This window comes from Runella sp. (assembly GCF_027484545.1).
GTDB lineage: Bacteria > Bacteroidota > Bacteroidia > Cytophagales > Spirosomataceae > Runella.
In genome coordinates, this window is record NZ_JAIXST010000157.1 from 53,841 (window position 1) to 79,204 (window position 25,364).

The 25,364-nt window shown below is 39.7% G+C and carries 18 protein-coding genes and 1 pseudogene; 2 read left to right on the plus strand and 17 right to left on the minus strand.

The features are described 5' to 3' along the window. Positions 1-19: 19 nt before the first annotated feature. From Q0081_RS14645 to Q0081_RS14680, 8 genes are all read right to left on the minus strand, one after another. A complete protein-coding gene (locus Q0081_RS14645) occupies positions 20-1,177 on the minus strand; it encodes a homogentisate 1,2-dioxygenase (protein WP_298354713.1) in 1,158 nt (385 codons plus the stop codon). A 4-nt stretch (positions 1,178-1,181) separates the two neighbouring features. Continuing rightward, positions 1,182-2,861: an FAD-dependent monooxygenase gene (locus tag Q0081_RS14650; RefSeq protein WP_298354715.1), complete on the minus strand. Its 1,680-nt coding sequence runs from the start codon at positions 2,859-2,861 to the stop codon at positions 1,182-1,184. A 2-nt stretch (positions 2,862-2,863) separates the two neighbouring features. Further along, positions 2,864-4,345: a glycoside hydrolase family 30 protein gene (locus tag Q0081_RS14655; protein WP_298354717.1), complete on the minus strand. Its 1,482-nt coding sequence runs from the start codon at positions 4,343-4,345 to the stop codon at positions 2,864-2,866. Positions 4,346-4,367: 22 nt separating this feature from the next. Then, on the minus strand, positions 4,368-4,778 hold the full coding sequence (locus tag Q0081_RS14660) for a Dabb family protein (protein WP_298354719.1): 411 nt from the start codon (positions 4,776-4,778) through the stop codon (positions 4,368-4,370). A gap of 10 nt (positions 4,779-4,788) precedes the next feature. After that, positions 4,789-5,889: a nitronate monooxygenase family protein gene (locus tag Q0081_RS14665; protein WP_298354720.1), complete on the minus strand. Its 1,101-nt coding sequence runs from the start codon at positions 5,887-5,889 to the stop codon at positions 4,789-4,791. Between the two features lie 117 nt (positions 5,890-6,006). After that, positions 6,007-6,963, minus strand: coding sequence for an MBL fold metallo-hydrolase (locus Q0081_RS14670; protein WP_298354722.1), 957 nt, complete (start codon positions 6,961-6,963; stop codon positions 6,007-6,009). 20 nt (positions 6,964-6,983) lie between these two features. Continuing rightward, the gene (locus Q0081_RS14675; RefSeq protein ID WP_298354724.1) at positions 6,984-8,318 is read right to left on the minus strand and encodes an MFS transporter; all 1,335 of its coding nucleotides are present in this window, start codon (positions 8,316-8,318) and stop codon (positions 6,984-6,986) included. A 6-nt stretch (positions 8,319-8,324) separates the two neighbouring features. Then, positions 8,325-8,753, minus strand: coding sequence for a MarR family winged helix-turn-helix transcriptional regulator (locus tag Q0081_RS14680; RefSeq protein WP_298354727.1), 429 nt, complete (start codon positions 8,751-8,753; stop codon positions 8,325-8,327). 695 nt (positions 8,754-9,448) lie between these two features. Here Q0081_RS14680 and Q0081_RS31885 point away from each other — a divergent pair. Next, positions 9,449-10,447 (plus strand): annotated as a pseudogene (locus Q0081_RS31885) (transposase). Positions 10,448-10,677: 230 nt separating this feature from the next. On the opposite strand, the gene Q0081_RS14695 reads toward Q0081_RS31885, so the two are convergent. Beyond that, positions 10,678-12,243: a GDSL-type esterase/lipase family protein gene (locus Q0081_RS14695; protein WP_298354732.1), complete on the minus strand. Its 1,566-nt coding sequence runs from the start codon at positions 12,241-12,243 to the stop codon at positions 10,678-10,680. A 137-nt stretch (positions 12,244-12,380) separates the two neighbouring features. Further along, entirely contained in the window at positions 12,381-13,400 is a 1,020-nt protein-coding gene (locus Q0081_RS14700) for a LacI family DNA-binding transcriptional regulator (RefSeq protein WP_298354734.1), read from the minus strand. Between the two features lie 296 nt (positions 13,401-13,696). Between Q0081_RS14700 and Q0081_RS14705 the strand changes: the two genes are divergently transcribed. Beyond that, positions 13,697-15,721, plus strand: coding sequence for a glycoside hydrolase family 3 N-terminal domain-containing protein (locus Q0081_RS14705; protein ID WP_298354736.1), 2,025 nt, complete (start codon positions 13,697-13,699; stop codon positions 15,719-15,721). A gap of 231 nt (positions 15,722-15,952) precedes the next feature. Here the strand turns inward: Q0081_RS14705 and Q0081_RS14710 are convergent, their stop codons facing one another. The 7 genes from Q0081_RS14710 to Q0081_RS14740 all read right to left on the minus strand — a co-directional run. Continuing rightward, positions 15,953-16,861, minus strand: a complete 909-nt coding sequence (locus Q0081_RS14710) for an AraC family transcriptional regulator (protein WP_298354738.1) — start codon at positions 16,859-16,861, stop codon at positions 15,953-15,955. A gap of 287 nt (positions 16,862-17,148) precedes the next feature. Then, positions 17,149-19,569 carry a TonB-dependent receptor domain-containing protein gene (locus tag Q0081_RS14715; protein ID WP_409034065.1) on the minus strand — a complete coding sequence of 807 codons (2,421 nt, stop codon included), beginning with the start codon at positions 19,567-19,569 and terminating at the stop codon, positions 17,149-17,151. Beyond that, complete coding sequence (locus Q0081_RS14720; protein ID WP_409034066.1) at positions 19,547-20,827, minus strand: HTTM domain-containing protein; 1,281 nt, start codon at positions 20,825-20,827, stop codon at positions 19,547-19,549. The genes Q0081_RS14715 and Q0081_RS14720 overlap by 23 nt, the downstream gene beginning before the upstream one ends. A gap of 106 nt (positions 20,828-20,933) precedes the next feature. After that, positions 20,934-22,052, minus strand: a complete 1,119-nt coding sequence (locus Q0081_RS14725; protein ID WP_298354742.1) for an imelysin family protein — start codon at positions 22,050-22,052, stop codon at positions 20,934-20,936. A gap of 100 nt (positions 22,053-22,152) precedes the next feature. Continuing rightward, a complete protein-coding gene (locus tag Q0081_RS14730) occupies positions 22,153-23,307 on the minus strand; it encodes a DUF4856 domain-containing protein (RefSeq protein WP_298354744.1) in 1,155 nt (384 codons plus the stop codon). A 170-nt stretch (positions 23,308-23,477) separates the two neighbouring features. Then, a complete protein-coding gene (locus Q0081_RS14735) occupies positions 23,478-24,530 on the minus strand; it encodes a 2-oxoacid:ferredoxin oxidoreductase subunit beta (protein ID WP_298354746.1) in 1,053 nt (350 codons plus the stop codon). A 50-nt stretch (positions 24,531-24,580) separates the two neighbouring features. Continuing rightward, the coding region (locus Q0081_RS14740; RefSeq protein WP_298354748.1) for an ISL3 family transposase at positions 24,581-25,364 on the minus strand (784 nt) is incomplete at its 5' end.

The following is a 25,364-nucleotide window of genomic DNA, read 5'->3' on the forward strand; positions in this document are numbered from 1 at the left end:
CTATTTTTTTATTTTTTTCCTATTCCAACCAACTCTTATAATATTTCCCATCATCAATTTTCAAAGCATCTTCAGTTACACATAAAGGCCTGAAAGTATCTATCATTACCGCCAACTCTTCTGTTCCAGTATGACCGATACTTCGCTCATAGGCTCCTGGTGCGGGGCCATGTGGTATACCTGCAGGATGCAATGTAATATGTCCTTGTTCAATGTTGTTTCGGCTCATAAAGTCACCATCCACATAATACAACATTTCATCACTATCTATGTTAGAATGGTTGTACGGTGCAGGAATACTCAATGGATGGTAATCGTACAATCGTGGCACGAATGAGCAGATTACAAAGGCCTTAGTTTCAAAAGTCTGATGCACTGTTGGTGGTTGATGCACACGGCCTGTGATGGGTTCAAAATTGTGAATTGAAAACCCATAAGGAAAATTATATCCGTCCCAGCCAATCACATCAAATGGGTGCGTTGGGTATAACATTTCGTATAAAACACCTTGCTTTTTGATTTTTATGATAAAATCGCCTTTTTCATCGTGGGTTTCGAGGTCTTGGGGTAATTTTAAATCACGCTCACAAAATGGCGAATGCTCTAAGAGTTGCCCAAAATGATTTCTGTATCGTTTTGGTGTATATATTGGATGAAAACTTTCTGCGTATAAAATTCGATTTTGTTCTGTATCAAAATCTATTTGATAAATCATACCTCTTGGAATGATAAGATAGTCACCATACTCAAAAGCGATATTGCCCAGCATGGTTCTCAAAGTACCACTGCCTTGGTGTATAAAAAGCATTTCGTCGGCATCTACATTTTTGTAGAAATATTCACGAAGCGATTTTTTTGGTGCTGCCAAACCTATGTGAATGTCAGAATTTACCAGAAGTGGGGTACGACTTTCTAAAAAATCATCCTTCGGTTTTACCTCAAAACCTTTCAAAAGGCGGGCTTTCATGCCTTTTTCAATGGCTATTTTAGGCGAAACGTCTTTTTCGGACAAAATCTCTTTGACCATAGTAGGCCGATGTATCTCATACAAAAGAGACGACATGCCATCGAAGCCAATTGTTCCAAACAGTTGCTCATAGTATAGCCCACCATCAGTTTTTTTAAACTGAGTGTGCCGCTTTTGGGGCATTTTTCCTAATTTATGATATATGGGCATAATTTTAATTTATAACATTTAAACTATGAACGTTTCTAAGAGTTTCTGCAATCTCTTCATCTATCATTTCCTGCTCAGTTTTGATTAGACTATCTTGTTCAAAGAGATTTCCAGACATATATGAATTGATTAAATCTAATGCATTCGTAAATCTAAAATTTCGCCATCTACCCAAAATGTATTGGTCTGGGGTAAATAAGTAGGCACCTCCATCCACTAAATCATAAAGTTTTGAAAGTTTTTCGTTTTTGAAAATATCAATTTCGATAATCTCTATTTTGGCATCGGATATTTGTTTCTTTTCATCCTCCGAAAGCCTGTTTTCATCAATTAGTAGAGTAAAATGATAACCTAATTTATCTATCAAATAGTCATTATCATTACTACAATCTTTTACAGCTCTTCCAGGTTCCAAGTCCTGACTTTGCCAGCAGCCTTCTTCGGAATTTAAATATTTCCCATATACACAAGGTATGCTTAGTCGGCCACAATTTATTTGCTTTTTATAAAATACATCTGTCTTTGCTTTTTCTAAAATAGCATTTCTAATGGCAGTAGCTTCTTCACCCTGTGGGGCAATAAATGTATTAGATTGACCCGTGCAAGCGATATTTTGGTCTGCAGCAGCGACCCTTTCGGCATTATAAGTTTCTAAAAGTTCCTTGTTATTGCCTCGTAAAATTGCGGCAAGTTTCCAACTCAAATTATCAGCGTCTTCAATGCCACTATTGGCACCTCTTGCTCCGAATGGACTTACTACATGGGCCGCATCACCTATGAAGATGACATTTTTATGAACAAATCTCTCTAATTTCTTACTGCTAAAACTATAGATACTGGTCCAATCCAATTTGAAAGGTCGGTCTTTAATAACGCTTTTAATTTTACTACTAATAAATTCCTTGTCTTGAGCAATCGAACTGTCTGCATTTTTTCCCAATTTAAAATCCAATCGCCATAAATTGTCTGGTTGCTTATGCAACAAAATACTTTGCCCAGGTGCAAAAGGTGGGTCAAACCAAAACCATCTTTCAGAAGGAAAGTCGGCTTCCATTTTAAAATCTGCAATGAGGAATCGTTCTTCAAACCGCTCTCCTTGCATCTCCAAATTCTTGAGTTTGCGAATGGTACTTCTACTGCCATCACAAGCGACAAGGTATTTGGTTTGTATTGAATAATTGCCTTCTGGCGTTTCGATATCGACTTTTACAATTTCGTCATTAATGTGTTCGATATTTACTACTTTATTCTGCCATCTTATGTCAATTTTAGGTTCTTTCAATACCGCATCTATCAAAAAATGCTCAACATAATACTGTTGTAGATTAATAAAAGCCGGATATTTTGATAGCATTTCGGGCGATAAATCAAAACAGTCAATTTCCTGTTCTCTGAAAAAAATACGGCCAACATTCCATTGTACCCCTTTTTCTATCATCGGTTTTGCTACTCCCAATTTATCAAAAATCTCTAAACTTCGTTTGGCAAAACATATAGCACGACTGCCCACACTCACCTGATTGCCTTCATCTAAAAGCAAAACTCCGACGCCTTGTTTTGCCAATGACAAAGCCAATGTTAAGCCCACAGGACCTCCACCTACGATGCTTAAATCATAAATTTTAGAATTACCATCGCTTAATTCGGGCGGTTTTACAAATGGATAAGTTTGGTATTCAAACATGGTTATTTTATCAAAAAAGTATTGAATGTGTTTGGTTTTAGTGAAGGATTTATGGTTTTCCCTCCAATTTTGATATTGATATTTTTTTGTTCACTACTGTCGTTATGCACCAAAATAGCTATGCTTTTATCGGGATTTTCAAAGGCAATAATGTTATCAAAAGCCCCTTCGGTTTCCACTTTTTGAGCATTTGGTTTTACAAAATGGCTCAAATGCTTCATTAGATAATACTCATGGCTATATCTATATTTTTTGGTCAAGGTATCGACAACTACAAGCGAGTTTTGATGCCAGCCCCAAGTACTTACGCCACCTTCATTTAAAGACATATTCCAGTACATGTATGCTGTTACCCCATTGTTTAGAAAATGCTTCATGAGGTCCCAAGAGTGAAGGGCACCCTTCCAATCGTTATAACCATTACCACATTCTTGTTCTGACTGGTATAAATTTAAGTTGGGATAATTTTTGTTTATTGCCGCAATAGCATCTTTACCAGCCCATTGAAAGCCCACCCCTTTGATGTATGGTTTACTTTTGGGGTCTGTCAGTAAGGTATCAACCAATTTATAATTTGGTCTTTCCATGGTTCCAAAAAAGACATCAATATTCTTTTTTTGCATTTCAGGTCCTAAGTACGATACAAAATTTACCAAACTTGAGGCCTTCCAAGTGCAGCTCGGAAACACTTGGTCTGAGTTAAACTCGTTTTGGGGCATTACCATGCCTATTTTAATGCCTTCTTTTTTGTAAGCATCAATAAACTTTGAAAAATACAGGCTGTATGCTTTAAAATATTTATCCTCCTGTATAAATCCGTCATGCCCTTCTTTTATAGTTTGCTCGGGTTTCATTCCATTGCTAATGCCTCTAAAATCCATTCCCCAACTGTCTCGCATTTTTTGCAATCTATCTGCTGGCCACTTACTTACATCAGGCACAGGTCTTGAGGCATAGTGCTTATTGTATTTCATCCAAGTAGGCGGAGACCAAGGCGATGCCCAAAGTTTTAGGGCAGGATTGTATTTTTGAGCGTTTTTAATGAAGGGAATCAAAGTTTCAAAATCATTTTTGATGCTAAAATTTTTCATTTCAAAATCTCCATCCGTTTCATTATAAGAATACCAATTTCTGGAGAAATCGTTTGCACCTACTGGCATGCGACAAATAGTGAAATTGGCTCCGATATTGGGTGCAAAAAACTCTTTTATGATAGACTCACGGTCTTTGGTGGGCAAAACATTAAGAGAAGTCCAACCCAGCTCATTGAAACATGCCCCAAAACCTTCGATTTTTTGTTGAGGTTTATCAAGTCTGATTTCTACATCAATTTTATCTGAAGCCTTACCAAGCTTTGGACTTTTTTGTTTTATCCATTGCTGCGATTCTGAAGTAGAAACCCAGCTTACCGTATTCTGTGAAAATACACTTTTTGAAATAAGGTTACTTGCCAGTAATGCGAGTATTATTATATTTTTTTTCATTTTTATTTAAATTTTTTGTCAATTATTTTTTTTCAGGTATCCAATAATCGTAAATAAGATATTCGTTGATATGTGGACCTATAATACCGCCAATCTTTTTATAATTGGGGTGTGTATAAAAAACAGAATCCCTTACAAATTCAGATTCAAAAGTCATATAAAATGAATGTTTGTAGCCTTTGTCGAGGTTTCCTCTGCTTGATACGTTTTTATTAAAACTTAGGTCGTTTACTCCTTTTATAGTACCAAAAAGTTCGTACATAGCTTTTTCAATGGTATCCATTGGGGCAGTTTCTTTAAAGTTAAATAAGACGATGTGGTGTAGTTTGCTTTCTGCCAACTTAGCCTTACTCACTTTATTACTGCTTAATTTTGAGCTACATCCCACATTAACAAAGGCTAAACAAACCAATAGTTTTAAAAACAATTTCATTTTCATAGATTTAAAATTTTGTTAAACAAATCTTTGCTTCTTTTACCATTTGACTTACAATTTCTGCCACAGGTTTTATATCTTTAATTAGTCCAACTGATTCTCCAGCCAAAAGGCTCATTTGCTCAAAATCACCTGTAGTTTCAGGAGTTGGTAGCACACCCGAAAACCGCCTGATTGGCCCCATCGCCGACTGACCTATGATTGGAAAATCTTCAGGTTTTTTATTGGCATAAGGGGCAGGATAATCTTTGCCTTCATATTCGGCAACTATTTTATTGCGAATGCCCCTTACTGTGGCATCCGGGAAATCAAAACCAAATATGTTATGATGCACTGTATCATGCACCTCGGATACCACAACCCTTTTTTTGTATTCCGGATGAGCATTGGATTCTGGCGTAGCTAAAAAACGAGTACCTACCGAAACAGCATCCGCCCCCAAAGTAAGTGCAGCGGCCAAGCCTTGGCCATCCGCTATGCCACCTGCAACAATTAGGGGTATATCTGGCAAGGCTTTTTTAATATTGGGCAATAAAGAAAATACAGAAGCGGTGCTTCTATTATGTCCTCCAGCTTCGTATCCCTGCACAATTAAGGCATCTGCACCAGCTTCAACGGCTATCTTGGCTTCTACCAAACTGCCTATCTGTATCCAAATTTTTACCTTGTTTTCTTTTAGTCTCTTTATATATTGAGCTGGCACATCGTCCCAGAAAAAAACTACGACGGGTACTTTCTCGGCAATACATACTTCAATATGTTCAATCTGAGTGAAGCGTGGTATGAAATTTATACCAAATGGTTTTCCTTTTAGCTCTGTTTTTATTTTTTGTATCTGGCTTTTCAAATAATCTATAGGAAATCCCGAACCACTCATTTGACCCAATGCACCCGTTTTTGAAACGGCTATGGCCAAGTCAGCATTGGCAATGAAGGCCATACCTGCTGAGATGATAGGAACCGATAATCCGTATACCTTCGTCAATTTGGTTTGTAGGGCTATAGTCGCTACATTTTCAGCTTTTACTATAGAAGGTGTTGCTGCAAATGCCGCTCCTAAAGCGGTATTCTTCAAAAATGACCTTCGAGAATTATTTGATGCCTTCATGTTAATTGTTTTTTATTTAAGTAGTCGATTAAAAGTTCTCAAGTATTAATTTTTCTACTACACTGGAATTATCAACGACATTAAGTCTCCCCAATCCGGGGAGATTTAATGGGGGCTTTAAATACTTGCTTGCAATGCAAACCACATTTCTTTGTCCTTTTCCGCCGTCCATATTTTAGGATGCTTGATGCCTTGTGCTTCTTCATAAGCACGGGTCACATTGAATGGCATACAATGTTCAAAAATTACATAATCGCCAAAAATAGGTTTCATTAAACCATGAATCTCTTTGTAGGCTTCGGTCAAATCTAAACCTTTTGCGACTGCAGCTTTTGCTGTTTCGAGCAACATGGTTACGTATTTCGTGGTGCTATCTATTGACTCATTTACTTCTTTTTCGTTAAAGAGAGCATTTCCACGGCCTGGGACTGCACAAACAGCACCCAATGCTTTTATATGTTGCAGCGTTTGGGGCCACTCTTCTAATTGGGCATCTCCACAATAAGGTGTAGCTCCGTATTCAAGCAAGTCTCCACTAAAAAGTGCCTTGCAATCTGGCACCCAAGCCACTATGTCTCCACGTGTATGGCCAGCACCCAAGTGTTTCAATTCTACAATTCTATTGCCCAAATTGATCGTCATAGCTGTCTCGAAAGTGATGGTAGGGTAAGTCAAATGTGGAATGGATTCAACAGACCTAAATAACCTTGGAAAACGGTCTGTTTCGCTTTTGAAATCCTGCTCTCCTCTTTCATTTATCATTTCTAAAGTTTTGGTAGAGCATATTATTTCGGCACCTTCAAATGCCGATGCACCCAATACCCTCACTGCATGATAATGACTTAGAATTAAGTATTTTATAGGCTTATCAGTAACTGTTCTGATTTTTTCTATGAGTGCCTTTGCCATCACTGGAGTGGCTTGAGCTTCCATAACCAACACATGGTCGTCTCCAATAATGACCGCACTATTGGGGTCACCTTGGGTGGTGTAAGCGTAAATATTAGGTGCTATTTCAGTAAATGTGATTTGTTTTTCTTCCAAATCTGAAACACTGGCAAACTGTTTTTGCATGATTTCTGTATTTTAAAATTTTATTCGTGTAAGTCTTTGCTTTCTTTTAAAAAAGGATTAATTATGAATGCTAATGCCACTAATCCTATGGGATAAATTAATCCAACAAAAGGTGACATAGCGATACCCACTATTATATTTGCTTTGAGGAATTCTGTAACCAATGGTGTAGCCCCACCTATGAGTCCATTGCCTATATTGTGGGTAAAGCCCATGCTTGTATAGCGTACCTTGCTTTCAAAATACTCCATTACAAAAATGCCCATTGGGCCATATACCAATGCACTGGCAATCATATTTATAAATGCCATAATAATAAATAGTAAGGTTGTGTTCAAAGGCAAACCATGAGCGGTGCTCAAACCATCAGGATTACCCAAGGTATTAAAAAAGTAGAATGATATTGGTATAGAAATTAAGCCTAAACATATACCCATGTAAATGACTTTTTTTCGTCCAATTTTATCGCTCCAAGCTCCTGCCCATTGAAAAAACGGTGTTCCAAGAAGCATGGCAACAGCCAAAATAGTGAAACTTGTAAACTCGTCAATTTTCATGGCTCTCTGTAAAAAATAAAGAGTTACAAATTGGGAGGTCTGCATAATGGTACTCTGGGCAGCATTTCCTCCGAAAATCAACATCAACATGAGCTTAATTTGCTTCCATGAATTCAAAGATTCTTTTACTGGTGATTTAGATAAATTGCCTGAGGCTTTCATTTCTAAATACACTGGCGTTTCGTCCATTTTTCGCCTTGCCAAATAGGAAAATAATACTAAAAAAGCACTACTCAAAAATGGCAATCTCCAACCCCAACTAATAAAAGCCTCAGGACTCATTACAGACTGCACTGCTATTACAACAACTAAACAAAGCAAAAGACCAATTGGAACAGTAGCTTGAATAAACCCAGTATAATAGCCTCGCTTATCAGCAGGTGCATTTTCGGCAACATATACAATAGCACCAGAATACTCACCACTCAATGCAAAGCCTTGTGCCAATCTTAATAATAATAATAGGACTGGTGCCGCCCAGCCTATTTGACTAAAAGTAGGAATAAGACCGATGAAAAATGTGGCTCCACCCATAAGTAACAAGGATAGCAAAAATGATTTTTTACGGCCTTTTCTGTCGCCCATACTCCCAAAGAAAAGTGAGCCAATAGGCCGTACAAAAAAAGAGGAACCTACAATAGCCAAAGTCTCTAAAAATGCGGTATTACTATTGGCAGGAAATAGCTGACTACTCAATAATTTTGCTAATATGACAGCCAAAAACAAATCGTACCACTCTAACAAAGTCCCTGTTGCAGAGGCTATTATAGCCGTTTTCATTTTATTTTCAAGCATCATAGTTTTTTAGATACAGTTATAAATGATTGATTTTAAGACAGCTTGGGTTTCTTTTTTTTGATCTTCTGAAATATTTTTAAGAGCAAAATCTCTAAATTTCGGAACTTCTTTTTTTAGCATATCAATAGTTTCGTTTCCCTTTTGAGTAATATTTATTTGAGTCATTTTCCCATGAGTTGGGTGCGAAATTCTTTCCACATATCCATTGGATTCCAAAAGATCAATAATCCTTGTAATCGAAGCTTTATCTTTAAAAACTCTTTTGGCAACTTCGGTTTGAGTGATTCCATTGTAGTCAATAATGATGTTTAGAACAAGCCATTGGTCCAGGGTGATCTCATATCCCGCATTCTTCAATTGGGTCTGAAAATATTGGCGATATACCTTTATTGCCTTCTCTAAAGTGTAAAAAAATGACTGATTAAGCTGTTCCATGCCCCAAATTAAATATTTATGTTGATATATCAACATAAATATTAATATTATTTTATTTTCATTGAATATTTTGTGAATTTTCAATTTTTACCAACCAGTTTTCCAACAAACCTTTTTGCCCATTTATAGTCGAAATTGAGTTAGGCTAAAATAGGGTATGAATATACTGTGTGTACTTGCACTTGTTTTAGTGATTTTTTGTTGCCCAGCCGTTGCTCAAATAAACACGGAAACGCCGAAGCCCTATTACTAATAGGGCTTCGGCGTTTTTAACTTAACCATTTGTATTGCCGCTGTCCGTGTCTTCCCCAATGCTATTAAGTTAAGGGATAACCCATTTATAATCAATAGATTAATTTTATCTTTGTGATTTTAAACAACCAATCAATGAATCACAAAAAAAATTAATTACAGAGGTAGATTCCACATTGGAATTTCTAAAAAAAGTATCCCATTTTATACATAACCCTCAGACTATCAGTGACTTTAAAGAGGACAAATCCTTTTTTACTCGTAAGAGTAAGCTATCATTTTCATCAATAACCATCCTTTTGATGAATCTTTTTAAAGACTCTGTTGAGTATTCTTTGACAACATTTCTACCCGAACTCTGGTGTGAATCTGTTACAGGTGCTGCTTTTTCATTGGCTCGCTACAAAATAAAAATAGCCCTTTTCCTTGAATTGAACAATAGGATGACAGCGCATATTTTAGAATTACCACCCAAACTTTGGAATGGATTTCAACTTATTGCCGGTGATGGAACAAGTATTAATATGCCATCCTCCCCAAAAATAAAAGAGCACTTTGGCATTTATTCGGTTTCGGGAAAAAAAACAAAAACGTGCCTTGCCGGTGCTTTTATACTTTATGATGTTCTTTCAGGTTTTGTTCTTGATTCAATTATTGCCCCTATCAGTATTGGCGAGTCCATGTTGATGAGACCCCTGTTAAAAAATCTAAAAATACCCAATGCGCTGATTCTTCTTGACAGAGGTTTTGATTATTTTTCAACAATTAAGCTACTATCAGTCAATAGTTTATCTTTCTGTATTCGTTTAAAAACCAGTCAGTCTGATTTTGCATAAAAGGCATTTTTAAACCCATCAGATGATTTTATTACGGACTGGATTGCCAGTGAAGCCGAAAAGGTAACTACTCAAAATCAAAACTTGGACATTAACCCAATTAGGGTTAGGGTGACTAAAATAAGCTTAAATAGTGGTGAAATAGAATTGTTGGCCAGCTCATTACTTGATTTAGTTCAAATTACGACTACTCAAATTTCAGAACTATATCAACTACGGTGGCCTGTAGAAGAGGCCTACAAAAATCTGAAGCCTAAAATGAAACTTGAACAATTCTCATGCCGTCATTACAAAGGAATATATCAAGAATTTTACACTCCTATTTTTATGCTGAATCTGACTTCACTACTGGGTAATCAAGCTCAAAAACAAATTACTCAAAGAACTCAAAGGCGAAAATTATCTTATCAATATAATTGGCAAAATGCTTTTAAATTTGTTAGAGATAAATTTATAAGCCTTATGAAATCTGTTGATATTCAAAGTGTTGTAACTTCTATACTCACTAAAATCAATCATTCCATAAGCGCTATAAAGAATGCTCGTTGCTTTGAAAGAATTAAACATCACAAACGTAAAAACAGATACTCTCAGTGTTATAAATAGAAAACAAAAAGGAACATAGCGATCACAGTTTTGAGATTTGAATAAAAGCAAATACTATAGAGTAAAGACCTTTTTTTGCCTAAAAAATAAAATCGTATAAAAATCAAGCTTATTGAGCCAAAAAATAAAAAACAAAATTGTACTATTCCTGTATTTAAACTTGTCAATACCTAACTTAATAGCATTGGGGGCCTCACGAACAATGTCAATTTAAGTTTTGTGGAACCTATTTATTTCTTCTTCAAAGCTTCCGCAATTGCCTTCTCGGCCAATGGAGCCATGATTTTGTAGCCCTTTAGCGTTGGATGCACACCGTCTTCTGCAATGTCTGGCGCCATGCCATTGCGACTGTCTTTCATGGCGCTGTGATAATCAAGATATACAACTCCCTGTTTTTGAGCGTATTCTTTGAGTCGTTCGTTAAAACGAATAATTTTGTTGGGGACATCACTAATATCTTTTCGCCACGGAAATTCAAAGGCAGGATGCACCGATGCTATAACGACTTTGATACCGTTGGCTTTCGCAATTTCAACCATGGAAGCGATATTTCCCATGGTGAAATCAGGATTGTAAGGCCCGGTATTTTCGGCAATGTCATTTATTCCAATGTTGATAACCACCACTTTAGGCTTTAATTCCACAACATCAGGCCGAAAACGCAACAAAGCCTGAGGTGAGGTTTGTCCGCTGATGCCTCGTCCAATGTAATCGCCTTTGGCAAAAAAATCAGGCTGACTTCTCACCCACCCTTCCGTAATGGAATTTCCCAAAAACACGACTCTATTTTCATTGGCTTTCGGAGTCGTAAGTTTTTTATTGTCTTCAGCATAGCGATTCAAATACGCCCAGTCATTGCGCTGAAAAGACGCGATTTGCTCTTCCGAATATTTCAAATCCATTGCGGAAGGGCGTAGTTTTTTCAACAAACCCTGCAATTTCATCCAGTCGCCAAATCGTTCATACCAAGTATCGGTGGGTATCTTTTGTTTGTTCATTCCAAAACCGTGTCCTCCTTTTTGATAGATATGCAATTCTGCAATTTTCTTGGCCGCAATCCACGCATCATACAGCGCCGTAGCATGGGGAGCAAAGCCCAATTGGTCGTCGGAAGCGGCACAAATCCAAGCAGGTGGTGCATCAGTTGGCACTTTTATTTCGCCAAAAATATCGGTTTTTGGATAAATAGGAGCAATAAAATCAGGGCGATTGGCAGCTGTGTAACTTAATCCCACTCCGAGAGTCAGTGCACCACCTGCCGAAAAGCCCATAATCCCGATTTGATTCGGCAAAATATCGAGTTCTTTGGCGTGACTGCGCACGTACTCAATTGCCTTTTTACCATCCGCCACGGCCATTTCCACCACGGGAGCATTTTCTTCATCTAATTTCTTAAAATCTTGCATTTTGGGCATCAATTCGGCTACTGGGTTGGTTGTCAGGCTTCTAACCAAGCGATATTTTAACACAAATGCCGCTACACCTCTGGAATTAAGCCATTTAGCGACCTCAATTCCTTCGCTGTCGATAGAAAGAATATGAAACGCACCACCAGGGGCTACAATTACGGCTGTTCCAGTAGCCAATTCGGGTTTGGGTAAAAAAACAGTCAAAGTAGGTTGAACAACGTTGTAAACTACTCTTGTTTTGAAGGCGTTGTTGGCGTATTCTTGTTCGTTCCAAGTCCAGTTTTCAGCACCTGGGGCTTTACCATCGTATAGTTGAACAACCCGTTGGGAAAAACCCGTTGTACTTACCAAAAAGAGTAAAACCAAAAGAGAAAGCGGTTTTTTCATTATCATTTTAATACGTTTTTTTTGTACAAAACTGACAATAAAATTCAAGAAAAGGTAGGAAAAAGGAGGTTAATTTTAAGCAAAATCAATCCATTTCTCCGTTTATATTGGATGAATACACTCTCTTTTTGCCGTCTTTAAGATTTTCGCAGAGAAGATTTTCTAATTACCACATTCGTTTTCAGGACGTTAGAAATAGAAATCCTATTTTCTTTCGGTTCTCTAATCAAGTTAATTAATAATTCTGCCGCCGAACGGCCCATCTCAAACGCTGGTTGGGCAACCGTACTCAAAGGTGGATTAAGCAAACTGGCAATGGGCAAATCTGAGAACCCAATCAAGGCGATATCCTGCGGCATGGATAAACCTGCTTCCGTGATGGCCGCATGACTGCCAATGGCTATATTGTCGCTGGAAGCAAAAATTCCGTCTATTTTAACTGGATTCTCTAATAACCTGCGAGTTACAATCAGCGCTTCTTGCGAATTATAGTCCGACGACGTAATAATTTCTTCCAAAATGGGCATTTTATAATCCAACAACGCCGACCGATACCCATGCAGGCGACGACGACTGATGAGCAAATCGGGCGGCCCAGTGATATGCGCTATTGTTTTACAGCCTTGTTGTATCAAATGTTCGGTGGCTTGATACGCGCCCTCAAAGTCATCTACCGAAACTTTATGCGTATTTATTTCATCGCAGATTCGGTCAAAAAAAACTATTGGAAACCCTTTGTCGTGCAAGGCTTTAAGGTGGGAATAGTCATTCGTTTGAGTAGCCAAAGAAACCAACAATCCATCTTTTCTGCGGTTGGCAATGTGCCTGACATTCATTACTTCCCTTTCGTAGTTGTCATGACTTTGATAAATAACCACGTGATACCCCTGCGCAAAAGCAACATCCTCAATCCCAGCAATGACCATTGCAAAAAATGGATTGGAAATATCCGGAACAATCACACCAATGTCATTACTGTGACTGTTTAACAAACTCAACGCCACGGGGTCGGGCGTATAATCCAGACGTTGTGCCAATTCAATAACACGCTGTTTGGTATCGGCCCCAATTTCGTAGCTGTCTCTCAACGCCCTCGAAACGGTAGAAGTTGATAGATTCAACTCACGTGCAATGTCTTTGATGGTGATTTTTTTCATTAGCCAAAATCTTTATAAAGTACAATAAAGACATAAGAGCAATTGACCCCTTCATTGGCATAAATGTAGCCGTCTTTTAGGTATTTTTATATTTTTTGTAAAAATAGTTTTGTTTACGCAAGCGTTCCCGAAAACGTTTGCGTTAATATAAGGTAAAATAAACGCACTTTTTATTGCAATATATTTCCAATAAGGATAAACTCAACCCAAGATTAAGCCTTATCGTGTCAAAGCCACCAAGCTAAATCTTAGTTTATTTATAGTTAACCTTTCATTTTTCTTCATAACCAAAACCTATGAGACCTTCTCAATTTCTACTATTCCGACTGTTTTTGGGTCTGTTTGTACTGTCAATTACGGGCAGCGGTTGGGCGCAGGTGAAATCACAACCTCAACTCGGCTACAGATCAGCGAAAGTACTGACCAACAACGGCTTACAATTTAAAGACTTAAACAAAAACGGAAAACTGGACCCGTACGAAGATTGGCGACTTTCCAACGAAATCAGAATCAAAGATTTGATGTCTCAAATGACGCTGGAGGAAAAAATTGGCTTCATGATCATCAGCACGACTCGCCTAAAAGGAGATCAGGCATTTCAAGCCAATGCCCCAAGGGGAGAAATTACGAGTGATTTCAATGAAGAAGATTTAGTACAACCGAATAATATGTTTACCCGTAAGCCGTTGCCAACGCCAATGATGTCGTCAGCAGGAACTACGAAAGGTGTAATGAATTTTCACCTGCGCCATTTTATTTTACGAGCCAATACCTCCGCTAAAATCATGGCCGATTGGTCGAATAATTTGCAGACATTATGCGAAACCTCTCGTTTGGGAATACCGGCCATCGTGGCTTCCAATCCTCGAAACCACGTGACGGTGGATGCTTCCGTCGGTTTGAGCGTAGGCACAACCGTTTTTTCTAAATGGCCCGGTGAATTAGGCTTGGCTGCCATGCGGGATTTAAAATTGACCCGTGAATTTGCCGAAATTGCCGCCAAAGAATGGTCGGCAGTAGGCTTGCGTAAAGGCTATATGTACATGGCCGATTTGGCGACCGAACCTCGTTGGCAGCGCGTAGAAGGTACTTTTGGTGAAGATGCTGATTTGGCCGCCAGTATGATTCGTGAAATTGTTTTGGGCTTTCAGGGCACCAAATTGGGTAAAAACTCAGTAGCCATGACGACCAAACACTTCCCAGGCGGTGGCCCGCAAGTGGACGGACAGGATTCACATTTTGACTGGGGAAAATTCGCACATTATCCCGGCGGGCAGTTTGAGTACCACCTCAAACCGTTCAAAGCAGCTATTGCCGCAGGGACTTCTTCTATCATGCCTTATTATTCAGCTCCCAAAGATAAAAATATGGAAGCCGTTGGGTTTTCGTATAACAAGGCCATTATCACAGATTTGTTACGTAAAAAGCTCGGTTTTAAAGGCATCATCAACTCCGATACCGGCCCCATTGATATGATGCCTTGGGGCGTGGAAAACCTTTCTATTGTAGAACGATACCAAAAAGCCATCGACGCCGGCGTGGATATTTTCTCAGGCGGTGCAGACCCGGCTTTGCTGCTCGAAACTGCTAAAAAAGGTTTAGTAACTGAGGAAAGAATTAATGAATCTATCACTCGGCTTTTGAAAGAAAAATTTGAATTAGGATTATTTGAAAACCCGTACGTCGATGCAGAAGCAGCCGTAAAATTAGTCGGCAATGCAGAGTTTCAGAAAAAAGCAGACATTGCCCTTCGCAAATCTATCGTTCTGCTTCGCAACGACGCCAAAGTATTGCCGCTCAATACCAAGACGAATGTCTATTTTGAAACCTATTACAACAACGGCCGCAATCCCAACCCCATTACCGTCAATAAACCGACGCTTCAGAATTCCAATATAGAGTTTGTTTCTACCAAAGAGGAAGCAGATGTGGCTTTGTTGTGGTTGATTCCAACAGGAGGTTCGTTGTTCACTTCACAAGGGAAACCCATCGAATTGAATCTATCTAAAAACAAAATCGACGTGACACATGTCAATGAAATCATCAACGCCAAACCCACTATTGTAGCCATCAATTTCTCAAGCCCGTGGGTCATTGACGAAATTGACAATGGAAAAGCCAAAACGGTGTTGGCCACGTTTGGAACTACGCAGGAAGCTTTGTTGGATATAATAAGCGGAGCCTTTAAGCCTACGGGCAAAATGCCGTTTTCAATCCCGGTTTCGTCCCAAGTGGTGTTGGACAACAAATCGGATGTACCGGGTGCGTTAGAACCAAAAGGGTATGCTTTGTATAAATTCGGCGATGGAATCAGCTATTAAGTGCTAAAGCACAAGTTAACCGAAAAATGTTAACTGCGGTCCGCCGCTGCGGTTATCCGTTCAAAATCAACGAATTGTTCCAAAACAAATACACGGACATTTTTGCTCTACTACTTAGAAGTAATTCAATTCTAAGATGATTTATTTATGGCTTAATAACTCATCTATACATCAGCACTTTATAAATAGCACATCGAAAATTGCAAATCGTACATCGAAAATAGTACAAACTCAATCCATTTTACGGTATTCGCTGGGGGTAAAACCTGTTTTTTGCTTAAAAAAACGACCGAAATCGCTCAATTCGTTTTTACCAATTCGAAAAGCGATTTCGGCAATGGATAGATTGGATTGTTTGAGCAACACCTTGGCTTCGAGCAGCAACATATCGTCGAGCAGGTCATGGGCTGACTTCCCCGTTGTCGCTTTTACGCACTTGTTCAGGTGATTGGGCGTTACGGCCAATACCTCGGCATAATCGGTAATTTTCTGTTTTTGGTAGATATATTGCGCAAGCGCACTTTTGTACTTTTCGGTGATTTGTGAAGCTGCATTGATTTTTACTTTTCGCTGCGTGTCCACAAACGATTTGATTTCCGACATCAAAGCCAACAGATACACCTGTACAATACCAAAATCAGGATTCTCTTGCTTTAAATACTCTTTTTCAAGACGTTGTAAAATAAACAGAATGGTTTCGGAAGTGGCTGTATCAATCGTTACCAAGGGATTCCCAATGAATTGAAGAAAGGGAAAGTCTTGTAATATTTCTTTGGAATGAAAGTTTTTAGTGAGTAGCTCAATATCAAAATGGCAATAATAGCCTGCGGCGTCCGCACTCATGGATTTATGAGTTGTAATCTGATACGCAGGCAAAAAAAAGAACGTATCGGCCGAGAAATCAAAGCTATCCAATCCTTTGCTGCGCACGCTTGAACCTTGGGTTAAAAACACAAAATCGAACACTACTTTACGGTGCGGCGGCAACGGAAACCGCATCATTCCTTTGTAATCTTCCAGACGATTGATGTGAAAATAGTGATGCGTAGGCGCAAAAAGCGATTGCCACGCCAAATGACTGTCGAAATGGATTTGCCCCATTTCAAATGGATTCAATATCGGTACAGCTTCGGTTTTCAAGAAAGAATGGAAATTGTGAAATAGTCCTTAATAAAAGAAAAGCAATCCGTTTACATACCCAAATCATTTTAGTGTCTAACTGCTTTAAAGCTGCATAGCAGCAAAATAATTGTAGAAAGCAGGAAAACAAATCATCATCGTAAGGTGCAGCGCACCGTAATAAATACCCCAAAGATTACGGTGCGCTGCACCTTACGAATGGACTGTCAAAATCTTACCCTACAATTATTTCGGCGATACTCGCCTAAAAATCAAAAGTTTACAACAAAAACAATTTGTTAATTACCTTACATTTTCACCTGCAAAGTCAGGTAAAAACTGCGCCCGTCAGAAGGCAAAATACCCGGTCCAGGATAGCCCGTTGCACGACGGGTATAATACATTTCATTGGCGAAATTATTGATACTGCTTTCCACTCTGAACTTTTTAAATTCGTACGAAAGGCTCGCATCCATGATTTTGTAGGTCGGAATTAAACCCACAACCCCGGCCACTCCTCCATCCCGAGCGTTGGTCGCATCCGAAAATTGGTCAGTGAGATACGTAAACTGAAACGATGCTTTTAAATTTTTGTATCCAAATCGAGCACCGCTTTTCAAATTCACTTTAGGCACAAACTCGACCTGATTTCCCTGTACCCCGGCGATTTGACTCACTTTATATTCAGATTGAATCAAGGCCAAGTTGGCAAACAAAACGCCACTCAATTCCTTACTTTCAGGTTTCAATAACCGTAAAAAATCAGCTTCGGCATAGGATTCTACCCCCATAATAACGGCTTGCCCCACGTTGCTTCTCAGGCGCAACACTCGATTGCTTTCGTCGTAAAACTGCACTTCACCAATGCGGTTGTTGTAGTTCAGATAAAAAAGACTGACGTCGTAATTATAAATTGTCGTTTGCTTACTCCGTATCCCCACATCAATCGAATAGCCTTTTTCATCTTTCATGTTGGGGTCTATCACCGATGATGGATTGGAAATCCGCATATCACTGAACGTAATTGAACGATAGTTTTGCGAAATATTGGCATATACATCCACCTGAGAAACAGGATTGTAGCTAAAACCAATTCCACCCAGCAAAAACTGCCGGCCATTGGTACGCCATTCATTTGTTCGATTAATACTGATAATATTTCCTGCTAAATCGCGCGAAATATTTCCGTAAAAACCATCAGCAGTCGTATAAATATTCTCGTATCTTACTCCGGGGGTAATAGAAAATTTGTCATTGATATAAAACACATTTTCGACAAAAAACGAAGCGTTTTTATTCGGAAAACGGTAGTCGTAGATGTTGTATTTTTCGGGTTCGATAAAGTTAAAATCAGCGTCTTTTCCTTTACTTCCCTGCCCCTGTTGACTGTGGTTGAAACCGTGATAATATCGCCCTCCCACCAACATCACCGACAGCGCTTTTCCAATAAAGTAACGTTTTAAATACCGCGCTTCCGCCCCCCAATTCGTAAAATTTCCTTTTATCAGGTCGCGTTCACTGTTATCATCAATTGTTGCCACGCGGTTAGGTCGAAAACCAAGAGAATAACGATAGGCCGATAATCCAAACAGCCGAAGATTGAACTCGTTCATGGCGTTGAATTTATGGTCAAAATGCAAGGCGGCCATGTTCCAGTTGACACTGAACCAATTACGCTCACGGTTGGTTTGGCACGGGTCGGTTTTAAACATTCCGTCTGTCAGTCCTCCGGGTTGCTGGGCCAAATAATTGGTGTGCGTCAAATCAATGCCTACACTCGTTTTTTCTGATATTTTGTAGTCAATATCGGAGTAAAAGGTCGCATTATTAAAATGAGAATTTGCCCGCCAACCGTCTCCTTTTTTGTACTGAAAAAACGAATAATAACTCAACTTCCCGACTGTTCCGCTCACGCTCGTGAAAGCATTATAAAACCCAAACGAACCGATGGTTTGCCGCGCTACCAATTCAAGTTTTCGTGTGAGATTTGGCTTTCTCATCACAAAATTAAGGAACCCGCCAAACTGCGTACCATATTGAAGCGAAGCTGCCCCGCGTACAATCTGGATTTTTCCAATGGCCTCCACAGGTGGGGTGTAATAACTTTCCGGATACCCCAATGCATCGGCGCTGATGTCGTGACCATTTTGCCGTACGTTAAAATTAGAAGTTCGGTTGGGGTCAAGGCCGCGTCCACCGATGCTGAGTTGCAATCCCGCCCCGTCGTTCTCCCAAATATTCAAACCCGCTACGCGAGCATACACTTGGCGGGCGTTGTTGGTAGCCAGATTAGCCACAAGTTGGTCAGGGATAATTACTTCCGATTTTTTTCCTTCATAAATCCCCATGTTTTCCACGCCCCGCATTCGGGTAAAACCAAAGTCGGTTTGCTTATCCATAATCACTACTTCGTTCAGCGTTTCATTCAATCCAACAAGTCTTATTTTTACGAATTGGTCTTTGTTGTCGATGACAATTGTTTGCCAAAAGGTTTTAAAATCAGGAGCAACAACTTGTAGTCGATGCGAGCCATTGGGCAAAGACGAGAAAGCAAACTCTCCTTTTTCATTACTCACAACTGACTGACGTTCATTTAAATAAAGTGTACATCCTTTCGCAACAGCACTATCCTGACGCGAAACAACCGTTCCCGAAAGTCGGTATTGACCAAAAGCGAAGTTTGAAAAAACGCAAAAAATTACGACGCTAAAAACCTTTAATTTCATCATTGAATGGAATAATCCATGATTTATGTTGGAAAGAATCGGATACGTTGGCCAAATCGGTGGTAGGAGCAATCAGCGGTCTGCCCAGACGTCCATTTAAAGCCACGTACGAATCCACATAGACTTGAGGTGAAATGAATCCGTGCTTTGAATAATAATCCTGAAGAATGTGTGCGTATTGCAAAATCATATCAGGCTGAGTCGCCATCATCTTCTCCTGCAAGGGAGTTAAAAATTGATTATTGTTCACTATCAGCTGTTTACCCGTCCTATCTTTGACCATAAACTGCGTATAACCAGCTTTTTCCATGAGCATTACCCGCCACGAAAATCGGTAGCCTTGCTCCGTCCAAAACAGTTCACCGGGATAGAGTAAATATCTAAATGGCATCAACAATTGAAATGCAAAAAACAGAGTAAAAACTCCAATTAACAGTTGTTGAGTAATGGAAGACAACTTATAAGTACTTCGTGGGTAAATAAATTCTGTAGGAAGAGAAACTTTCGGGCTAACAAAAGCAATGATTCTTTGATAAAACTCACCCGAGAAGAAGATTAGCGCAGTCACGATCATAATGTACGGAAACATGCCAATAGGGAATAATAGAGCCGTTAATGAGTGAAAAACCACTACGGCAACGTAACCTGCTACCCGAGTACGGCGATTCCACAATAAAAAAGGAATGCTCAAATCATACAGACAACCCACCCAACTGAATACAAAGGGAACCCAAGTATAATTGAACAAAAAGCCGATGATGGGTAAATCATTGTGTGCCGGTAACCAAATCTTTAAAGGCATGGCATTCACGAGCCAATCTGTATTTACTTTAGCTAATCCTGCATAGAAATAAAGAATACACACAAAGAATCTGACCGAATCCAAGCACCATTGTGGCATTTTATCAGCCAATAAACGTTTGCTTCGATAAGCATCCACTGAAAAGTAAGCATGAGCGGGCAAAAAAATCAGCAGGAAACTAATCACGCTTACAAAGTAATAATGATTAAGGTAGGTCGATTTATCAATCAGTTCGATGTAGGTAAAACTGAGAAATACCCCCACAATCGCCACTCGATAAAACAGCCCTAGTGCTACCAACAAAGCCGAAAAACCACAAACTGCAAATATCACGTAGGTATATCCTCCAAGCGGTTTTACAAATTCAAAGCCGTAAAAAGGAAAGTAATAAAGCGGTTGAATATACAGAGTTTCAATCCATCCTTTGCTCCAAAATCGAACTATACTAACGAAAATCATAAGTCCGAAGGCGACTCTAAAAACAGCCAATGGGGCAGAAGAAACCGTTTTACTGACAAACCTAAACCTGTGAGGTTTTGAAAATTTCACAGGTTTAGCGACCTGCTCAGTCTCCATCGTTGTCGGTATAAGTAATGACAATACTCATGGCAGCGGTCATATCTACTTTCAACAATCGAACCGCTTTTTGCATTTCAGTATAGACTTGTACGACAGCCGCATTATTGGTTTTTACTTCTTCGTAAATACTGGGTTTGAGGACATTTATTTTCTGATTTACTACTTCAAATTGTGCATTAATGATTTCAGAAAGCGTTTTCCTGGTAGCACTGTCTTTGGCTCCCAATCCATCCAGATAGGTTTTAAAAGAAGGGCCGCTTGCGCCGGTTACCGCATTTTTTCCGTTGAAAAAATCAACAGCAGCCTGATGAGCCGTTTGAGCCAATTGTTTAGAAATATCTTTTTTATAAAAACCCTCTACTTTCTCAGCAGACACGACCCCGTTGAGCATAGCCCCGGAAGGAATTCCAAACTTTCCCGAACGAAGAAACCGCTCATAATGAAGCACATATCCATTTACCAATTGTCCCATGGGTGAACCAATATCCAAGCCTGTTTTGGTGGTAAACTCCTCACGATATGTACTCTTCCAGTCATTGATCACTTTGGTGAGTAAAGCATCCATGTGATCGGTAATACGTTTAATGTACGCCAAACGTTTTGTACCATTGGCAGATGAAGTATAAAAAGCCAAAATTTCGGCATCCGTTGTACCCACTCCATTTAATAAATAATCTAAGGCGGGGAAACCCTGTTTATCATACGAAGCAGTCACTTCTAAATTTACTGTCGGGTCAGCAATGTATTCATTGATGCCAGCAACACTTGTCGGATATATATTGTAATAATTTACAATCGCTGTTTTATTGGCAGGACCTATGTCAAACAATTCCACTTTTTGCCACTCAGTATAAGCATCTACCCAAGCCTGACGAAACGCTGTCAAAGTTGTAATATCCGGTTTACTCAAAAATGCCTGAGATTTAATCAACATCGCATCCTGCTTTACTTTATAATTGGCGTAAGCAGGAATAATACTGTTATCGGCCAAATTAATAAGTACTGCTTTTCGGTCGGTCGTCCCTTTATCAGGATCCGGATCCGAATTTGAACCTTTCCCTGAACATGCCCATATAATTCCTGCAAGAAGGCAGACAACTATCATTTGTAACCAATTAGATTTTATCATAGGATTTAAGCAACTGTGGAGGATTGGAAGAAATTACCTACTGCCAATCCTCCTTTAGAATCAATAGTTGTAAGAATTAGAACTTGAACTTAGCTTTGATAGCATCGGATGCCGTCGAAATTTTAGTAGGAGTTAAATCCCAAAAGCCGTTTACTGAGTCTAAAACCAAAGGTTTCAGAATATTATCAGAGAAAGTAGCATCGGCACCATTCACGGTAGCAAAGCGCAATGAATAGATAAACCCAAGACCTTCACCCATGGCGTGAACGCGTACGGCATCAGTGGTACCGGAAGTATATTTCCCTAAGTACCCAATTGCAGCACTCGCAATGGCTTTTTCCATTTCTGCTTTAATAAAATCAGCCTGTGCTTTAAGCGTCACTTTGTCATTATTAACAATGGCAGCACGACCTTTTAAAAAGGCAGGATAAATCTGTGCATAAGCAGTTTTGTTGTATTCCCAAATATATGACCCTAATGCAAATTCGGTTGTTCCTCTGGTCGCATCGGTCGAGCCTTTCAAATACACCAGATTCAACGTTAATAAACCGTATGCTTCATCCCAATTTTGTTCCAATTGGGTATAATTCTTACCCGCTGCCACTTTCGAGTTATCTGCATCCAACCCTTTGGTTAATAATACATTACCAATATAATCGTATTGCAAGGCACCAATCAGCGATTTTTGAATCAATTGAATAGGCTCCATTCCTTTTTCATCTACCAGATAGGTTCCGATTTTCCCTGCTTTGCCTTTAGCGCCGGTTGCAGTCACCGATTTGCTGGCTTCAGCTACCGAAGTGAAATAGGTCTCCATTTGTGTTCTTACCTTTTCTGCCTCCTTTGAAGACCAGGAAGAGGCTGTTATGCTGCGAAGTTGTACACCCGAGGTATTCAATTTTGTACTGTCAGCAAATGCATTGCCGGTATTATTATACATATTTCTCAATACAGCCACATCAATTAACTTATTGCCGCTGATGGAAGAACTGATATATGTATTCAGTACCTGAAACATTTTGTAACGATTATTACCGTTAGTCAAATCTACCGTTGTTTTACCCGTTTCATCTACAAATAAGGTGCTGTAAGGTATGGTAGGAGTCAGGGCGGCATAGTCAATTTTAGTCCGAAGTTGAGGCGTAGCTTCATCTTCTGTATTACAAGAGGCTAAACCCGTTATAGCAAGCGCAACAAGTGCAAATCGGAATTGTAAAGAGTTTTTAAGCATTGTTATTATTAGTTGTGAGGATTATGGGCACAAATATTGTTATTATTTAGACTTATTACAAATAAAAATAAGAAAAAAATTTTGGCAAGCCCGCTTTTGTACCAACTAAAACTGCCACAAAAAAGGTGAGCCTTGACGGGCTCACCTTCTTCAAATCGAGAATAATTTTATTACCTAAATTCCTCATTTAGCATAGCCAAAACACCCGCACCAGGGCACAAATCTTTTTCTTTAAGGCTATTGAGAGGGCGTTTATCCGATTTAATCACTTCGTGCAAATCTTTACTGTTGGGATCAATATAGACCAACCCGGTCAAGATTTCACCTTCGGCCTTGGCTTGTTGTAATCGTGCCATGGCAGCACGGCGGTCGCGCGAGTCCCATCCATCCGCTAATTTTTGTAAATGCACGACGGAACCGTCGTGTAGTTCTACATCTACGGAAGTACCGGTGTCATAAGAAACTGTAATCTCTTCTTTCTCAGGCACAAACCCTATTTGAGCCAGCGCTTCAATGTGATCGCGTACATAATCATACGATTTTGTAGAGCCCGCATTGTTATTGAAAGTGACACAGGGAGAAAGAACATCAATCAACGCAAAACCATTGTGAGAAAGCGCTGCTTTAATAAGCGGAACCAATTGGCTTTTATCGCCTGAAAAACTGCGTGCCACAAAAGTAGCTCCCAATTCCAGTGCCATTCCTACCAAATCAATGCCTTCAAACGGGTTTACCGCCCCTGATTTATTGACCGAACCGGCATCAGCAGTGGCCGAATCCTGCCCTTTGGTAAGACCGTAGCAACCATTGTTCATCACAATGTAAAGCATGTTCAGATTCCGACGTATGGCATGCACAAATTGTCCCATACCGATGGAAGCCGTATCGCCGTCGCCGGAAACTCCAAGGTAAATCAGGTCGCGGTTGGCCATGTTGGCACCCGTCGCTACCGACGGCATCCGACCGTGTACTGAGTTAAAGCCGTGCGAATTGTTCAGGAAATAGTTAGGTGTTTTGGAAGAACACCCGATTCCTGACAACTTGGCTACCCGATGAGGCTCAATGGCCATTTCGTAGCAAGCCTGTACGATAGAGCCGCTGATTGAATCGTGGCCGCACCCCGCGCAAAGCGTTGAAATCACCCCTTCATAGTCGCTTTTAGCGTATCCAATTTTATTTTTGGGCAAATCCGGGTGACGAAACTGTGGTTTTATGTAAGTCATTTTACTGTGAAAATGTGTTTATTCGTTTATTAAATTTGGTTCATCAGGCATTATAGTGGTTGGAGGAAATTGACGAGTATGCGCTCTCGAAATTGCTCAAAGTTTCGGAACCCGTAGGCTCCTCGTTTCAAGGTCTTGATGGCGTTATTAATCCCTTCCACAATCCCGTTGCTATGTCGAGTTGAGAAAAATGGCAGAATATGCTTTTTCCAAGTTTGTAGCATGGTCACAAATTTATCTAATCCCTCCACTGTGTGCTGACGGGCTTGCTCCATCCAAGCCACCAACAAGGAATCGGCCTGCCCCTGACTTACATCTGCCTCGAAGATATTACGTAACTCATTCTTCAAAAAATACAGATCGCGCAAGCCTGCACACAGACGAAACGCCGTCAGTAAGGTCCTTCGATGGCTCATCGACAGATTTTCCCAGGCTTGATACAAAAGCCATTTGATGGCCTTAAAAGAGATTTCTTTGGGAAATTTCTGGCGCAACTTACGCCGGGCAACATCTAATTCGGCATGCAGGTGAGTAAACAGATGAAAGCGATCAACAATAATGGCTGCATTGGGAAACAACTCGGTGGCTACCCCACTAAAGCCCGGCCACATATCACAGCTAAATATGAGCAGATTGGTACAAAAAGTACTTCCTTTAGCTTGGAAATAGGCTTTTAAGGATTCCTTGTCACGCCTTGGCAACACATCCCAAACTACGCCCCGATCCAAGTCAACCAACACAACGGCATAGTCTTTTTTACCTTTGCGGTAGGCAAATTCATCAATACCCAAGCGGGTAGGCAAGGTGTTTAATTCTTCTTTGATGTGGGTATGA

Bases quoted from the DNA above. Each gene is read 5' to 3' on its own strand.
- Q0081_RS14645 (WP_298354713.1), bottom strand. From the start codon at position 1,177: ATGCCCATATATCATAAATTAGGAAAAATGCCCCAAAAGCGGCACACT.
- Q0081_RS14650 (WP_298354715.1), bottom strand. From the start codon at position 2,861: ATGTTTGAATACCAAACTTATCCATTTGTAAAACCGCCCGAATTAAGC.
- Q0081_RS14655 (WP_298354717.1), bottom strand. From the start codon at position 4,345: ATGAAAAAAAATATAATAATACTCGCATTACTGGCAAGTAACCTTATT.
- Q0081_RS14660 (WP_298354719.1), bottom strand. From the start codon at position 4,778: ATGAAATTGTTTTTAAAACTATTGGTTTGTTTAGCCTTTGTTAATGTG.
- Q0081_RS14665 (WP_298354720.1), bottom strand. From the start codon at position 5,889: ATGAAGGCATCAAATAATTCTCGAAGGTCATTTTTGAAGAATACCGCT.
- Q0081_RS14670 (WP_298354722.1), bottom strand. From the start codon at position 6,963: ATGCAAAAACAGTTTGCCAGTGTTTCAGATTTGGAAGAAAAACAAATC.
- Q0081_RS14675 (WP_298354724.1), bottom strand. From the start codon at position 8,318: ATGATGCTTGAAAATAAAATGAAAACGGCTATAATAGCCTCTGCAACA.
- Q0081_RS14680 (WP_298354727.1), bottom strand. From the start codon at position 8,753: ATGGAACAGCTTAATCAGTCATTTTTTTACACTTTAGAGAAGGCAATA.
- Q0081_RS14695 (WP_298354732.1), bottom strand. From the start codon at position 12,243: ATGAAAAAACCGCTTTCTCTTTTGGTTTTACTCTTTTTGGTAAGTACA.
- Q0081_RS14700 (WP_298354734.1), bottom strand. From the start codon at position 13,400: ATGAAAAAAATCACCATCAAAGACATTGCACGTGAGTTGAATCTATCA.
- Q0081_RS14705 (WP_298354736.1), top strand. From the start codon at position 13,697: ATGAGACCTTCTCAATTTCTACTATTCCGACTGTTTTTGGGTCTGTTT.
- Q0081_RS14715 (WP_409034065.1), bottom strand. From the start codon at position 19,569: ATGATGAAATTAAAGGTTTTTAGCGTCGTAATTTTTTGCGTTTTTTCA.
- Q0081_RS14720 (WP_409034066.1), bottom strand. From the start codon at position 20,827: ATGATTTTCGTTAGTATAGTTCGATTTTGGAGCAAAGGATGGATTGAA.
- Q0081_RS14725 (WP_298354742.1), bottom strand. From the start codon at position 22,052: ATGATAGTTGTCTGCCTTCTTGCAGGAATTATATGGGCATGTTCAGGG.
- Q0081_RS14730 (WP_298354744.1), bottom strand. From the start codon at position 23,307: ATGCTTAAAAACTCTTTACAATTCCGATTTGCACTTGTTGCGCTTGCT.
- Q0081_RS14735 (WP_298354746.1), bottom strand. From the start codon at position 24,530: ATGACTTACATAAAACCACAGTTTCGTCACCCGGATTTGCCCAAAAAT.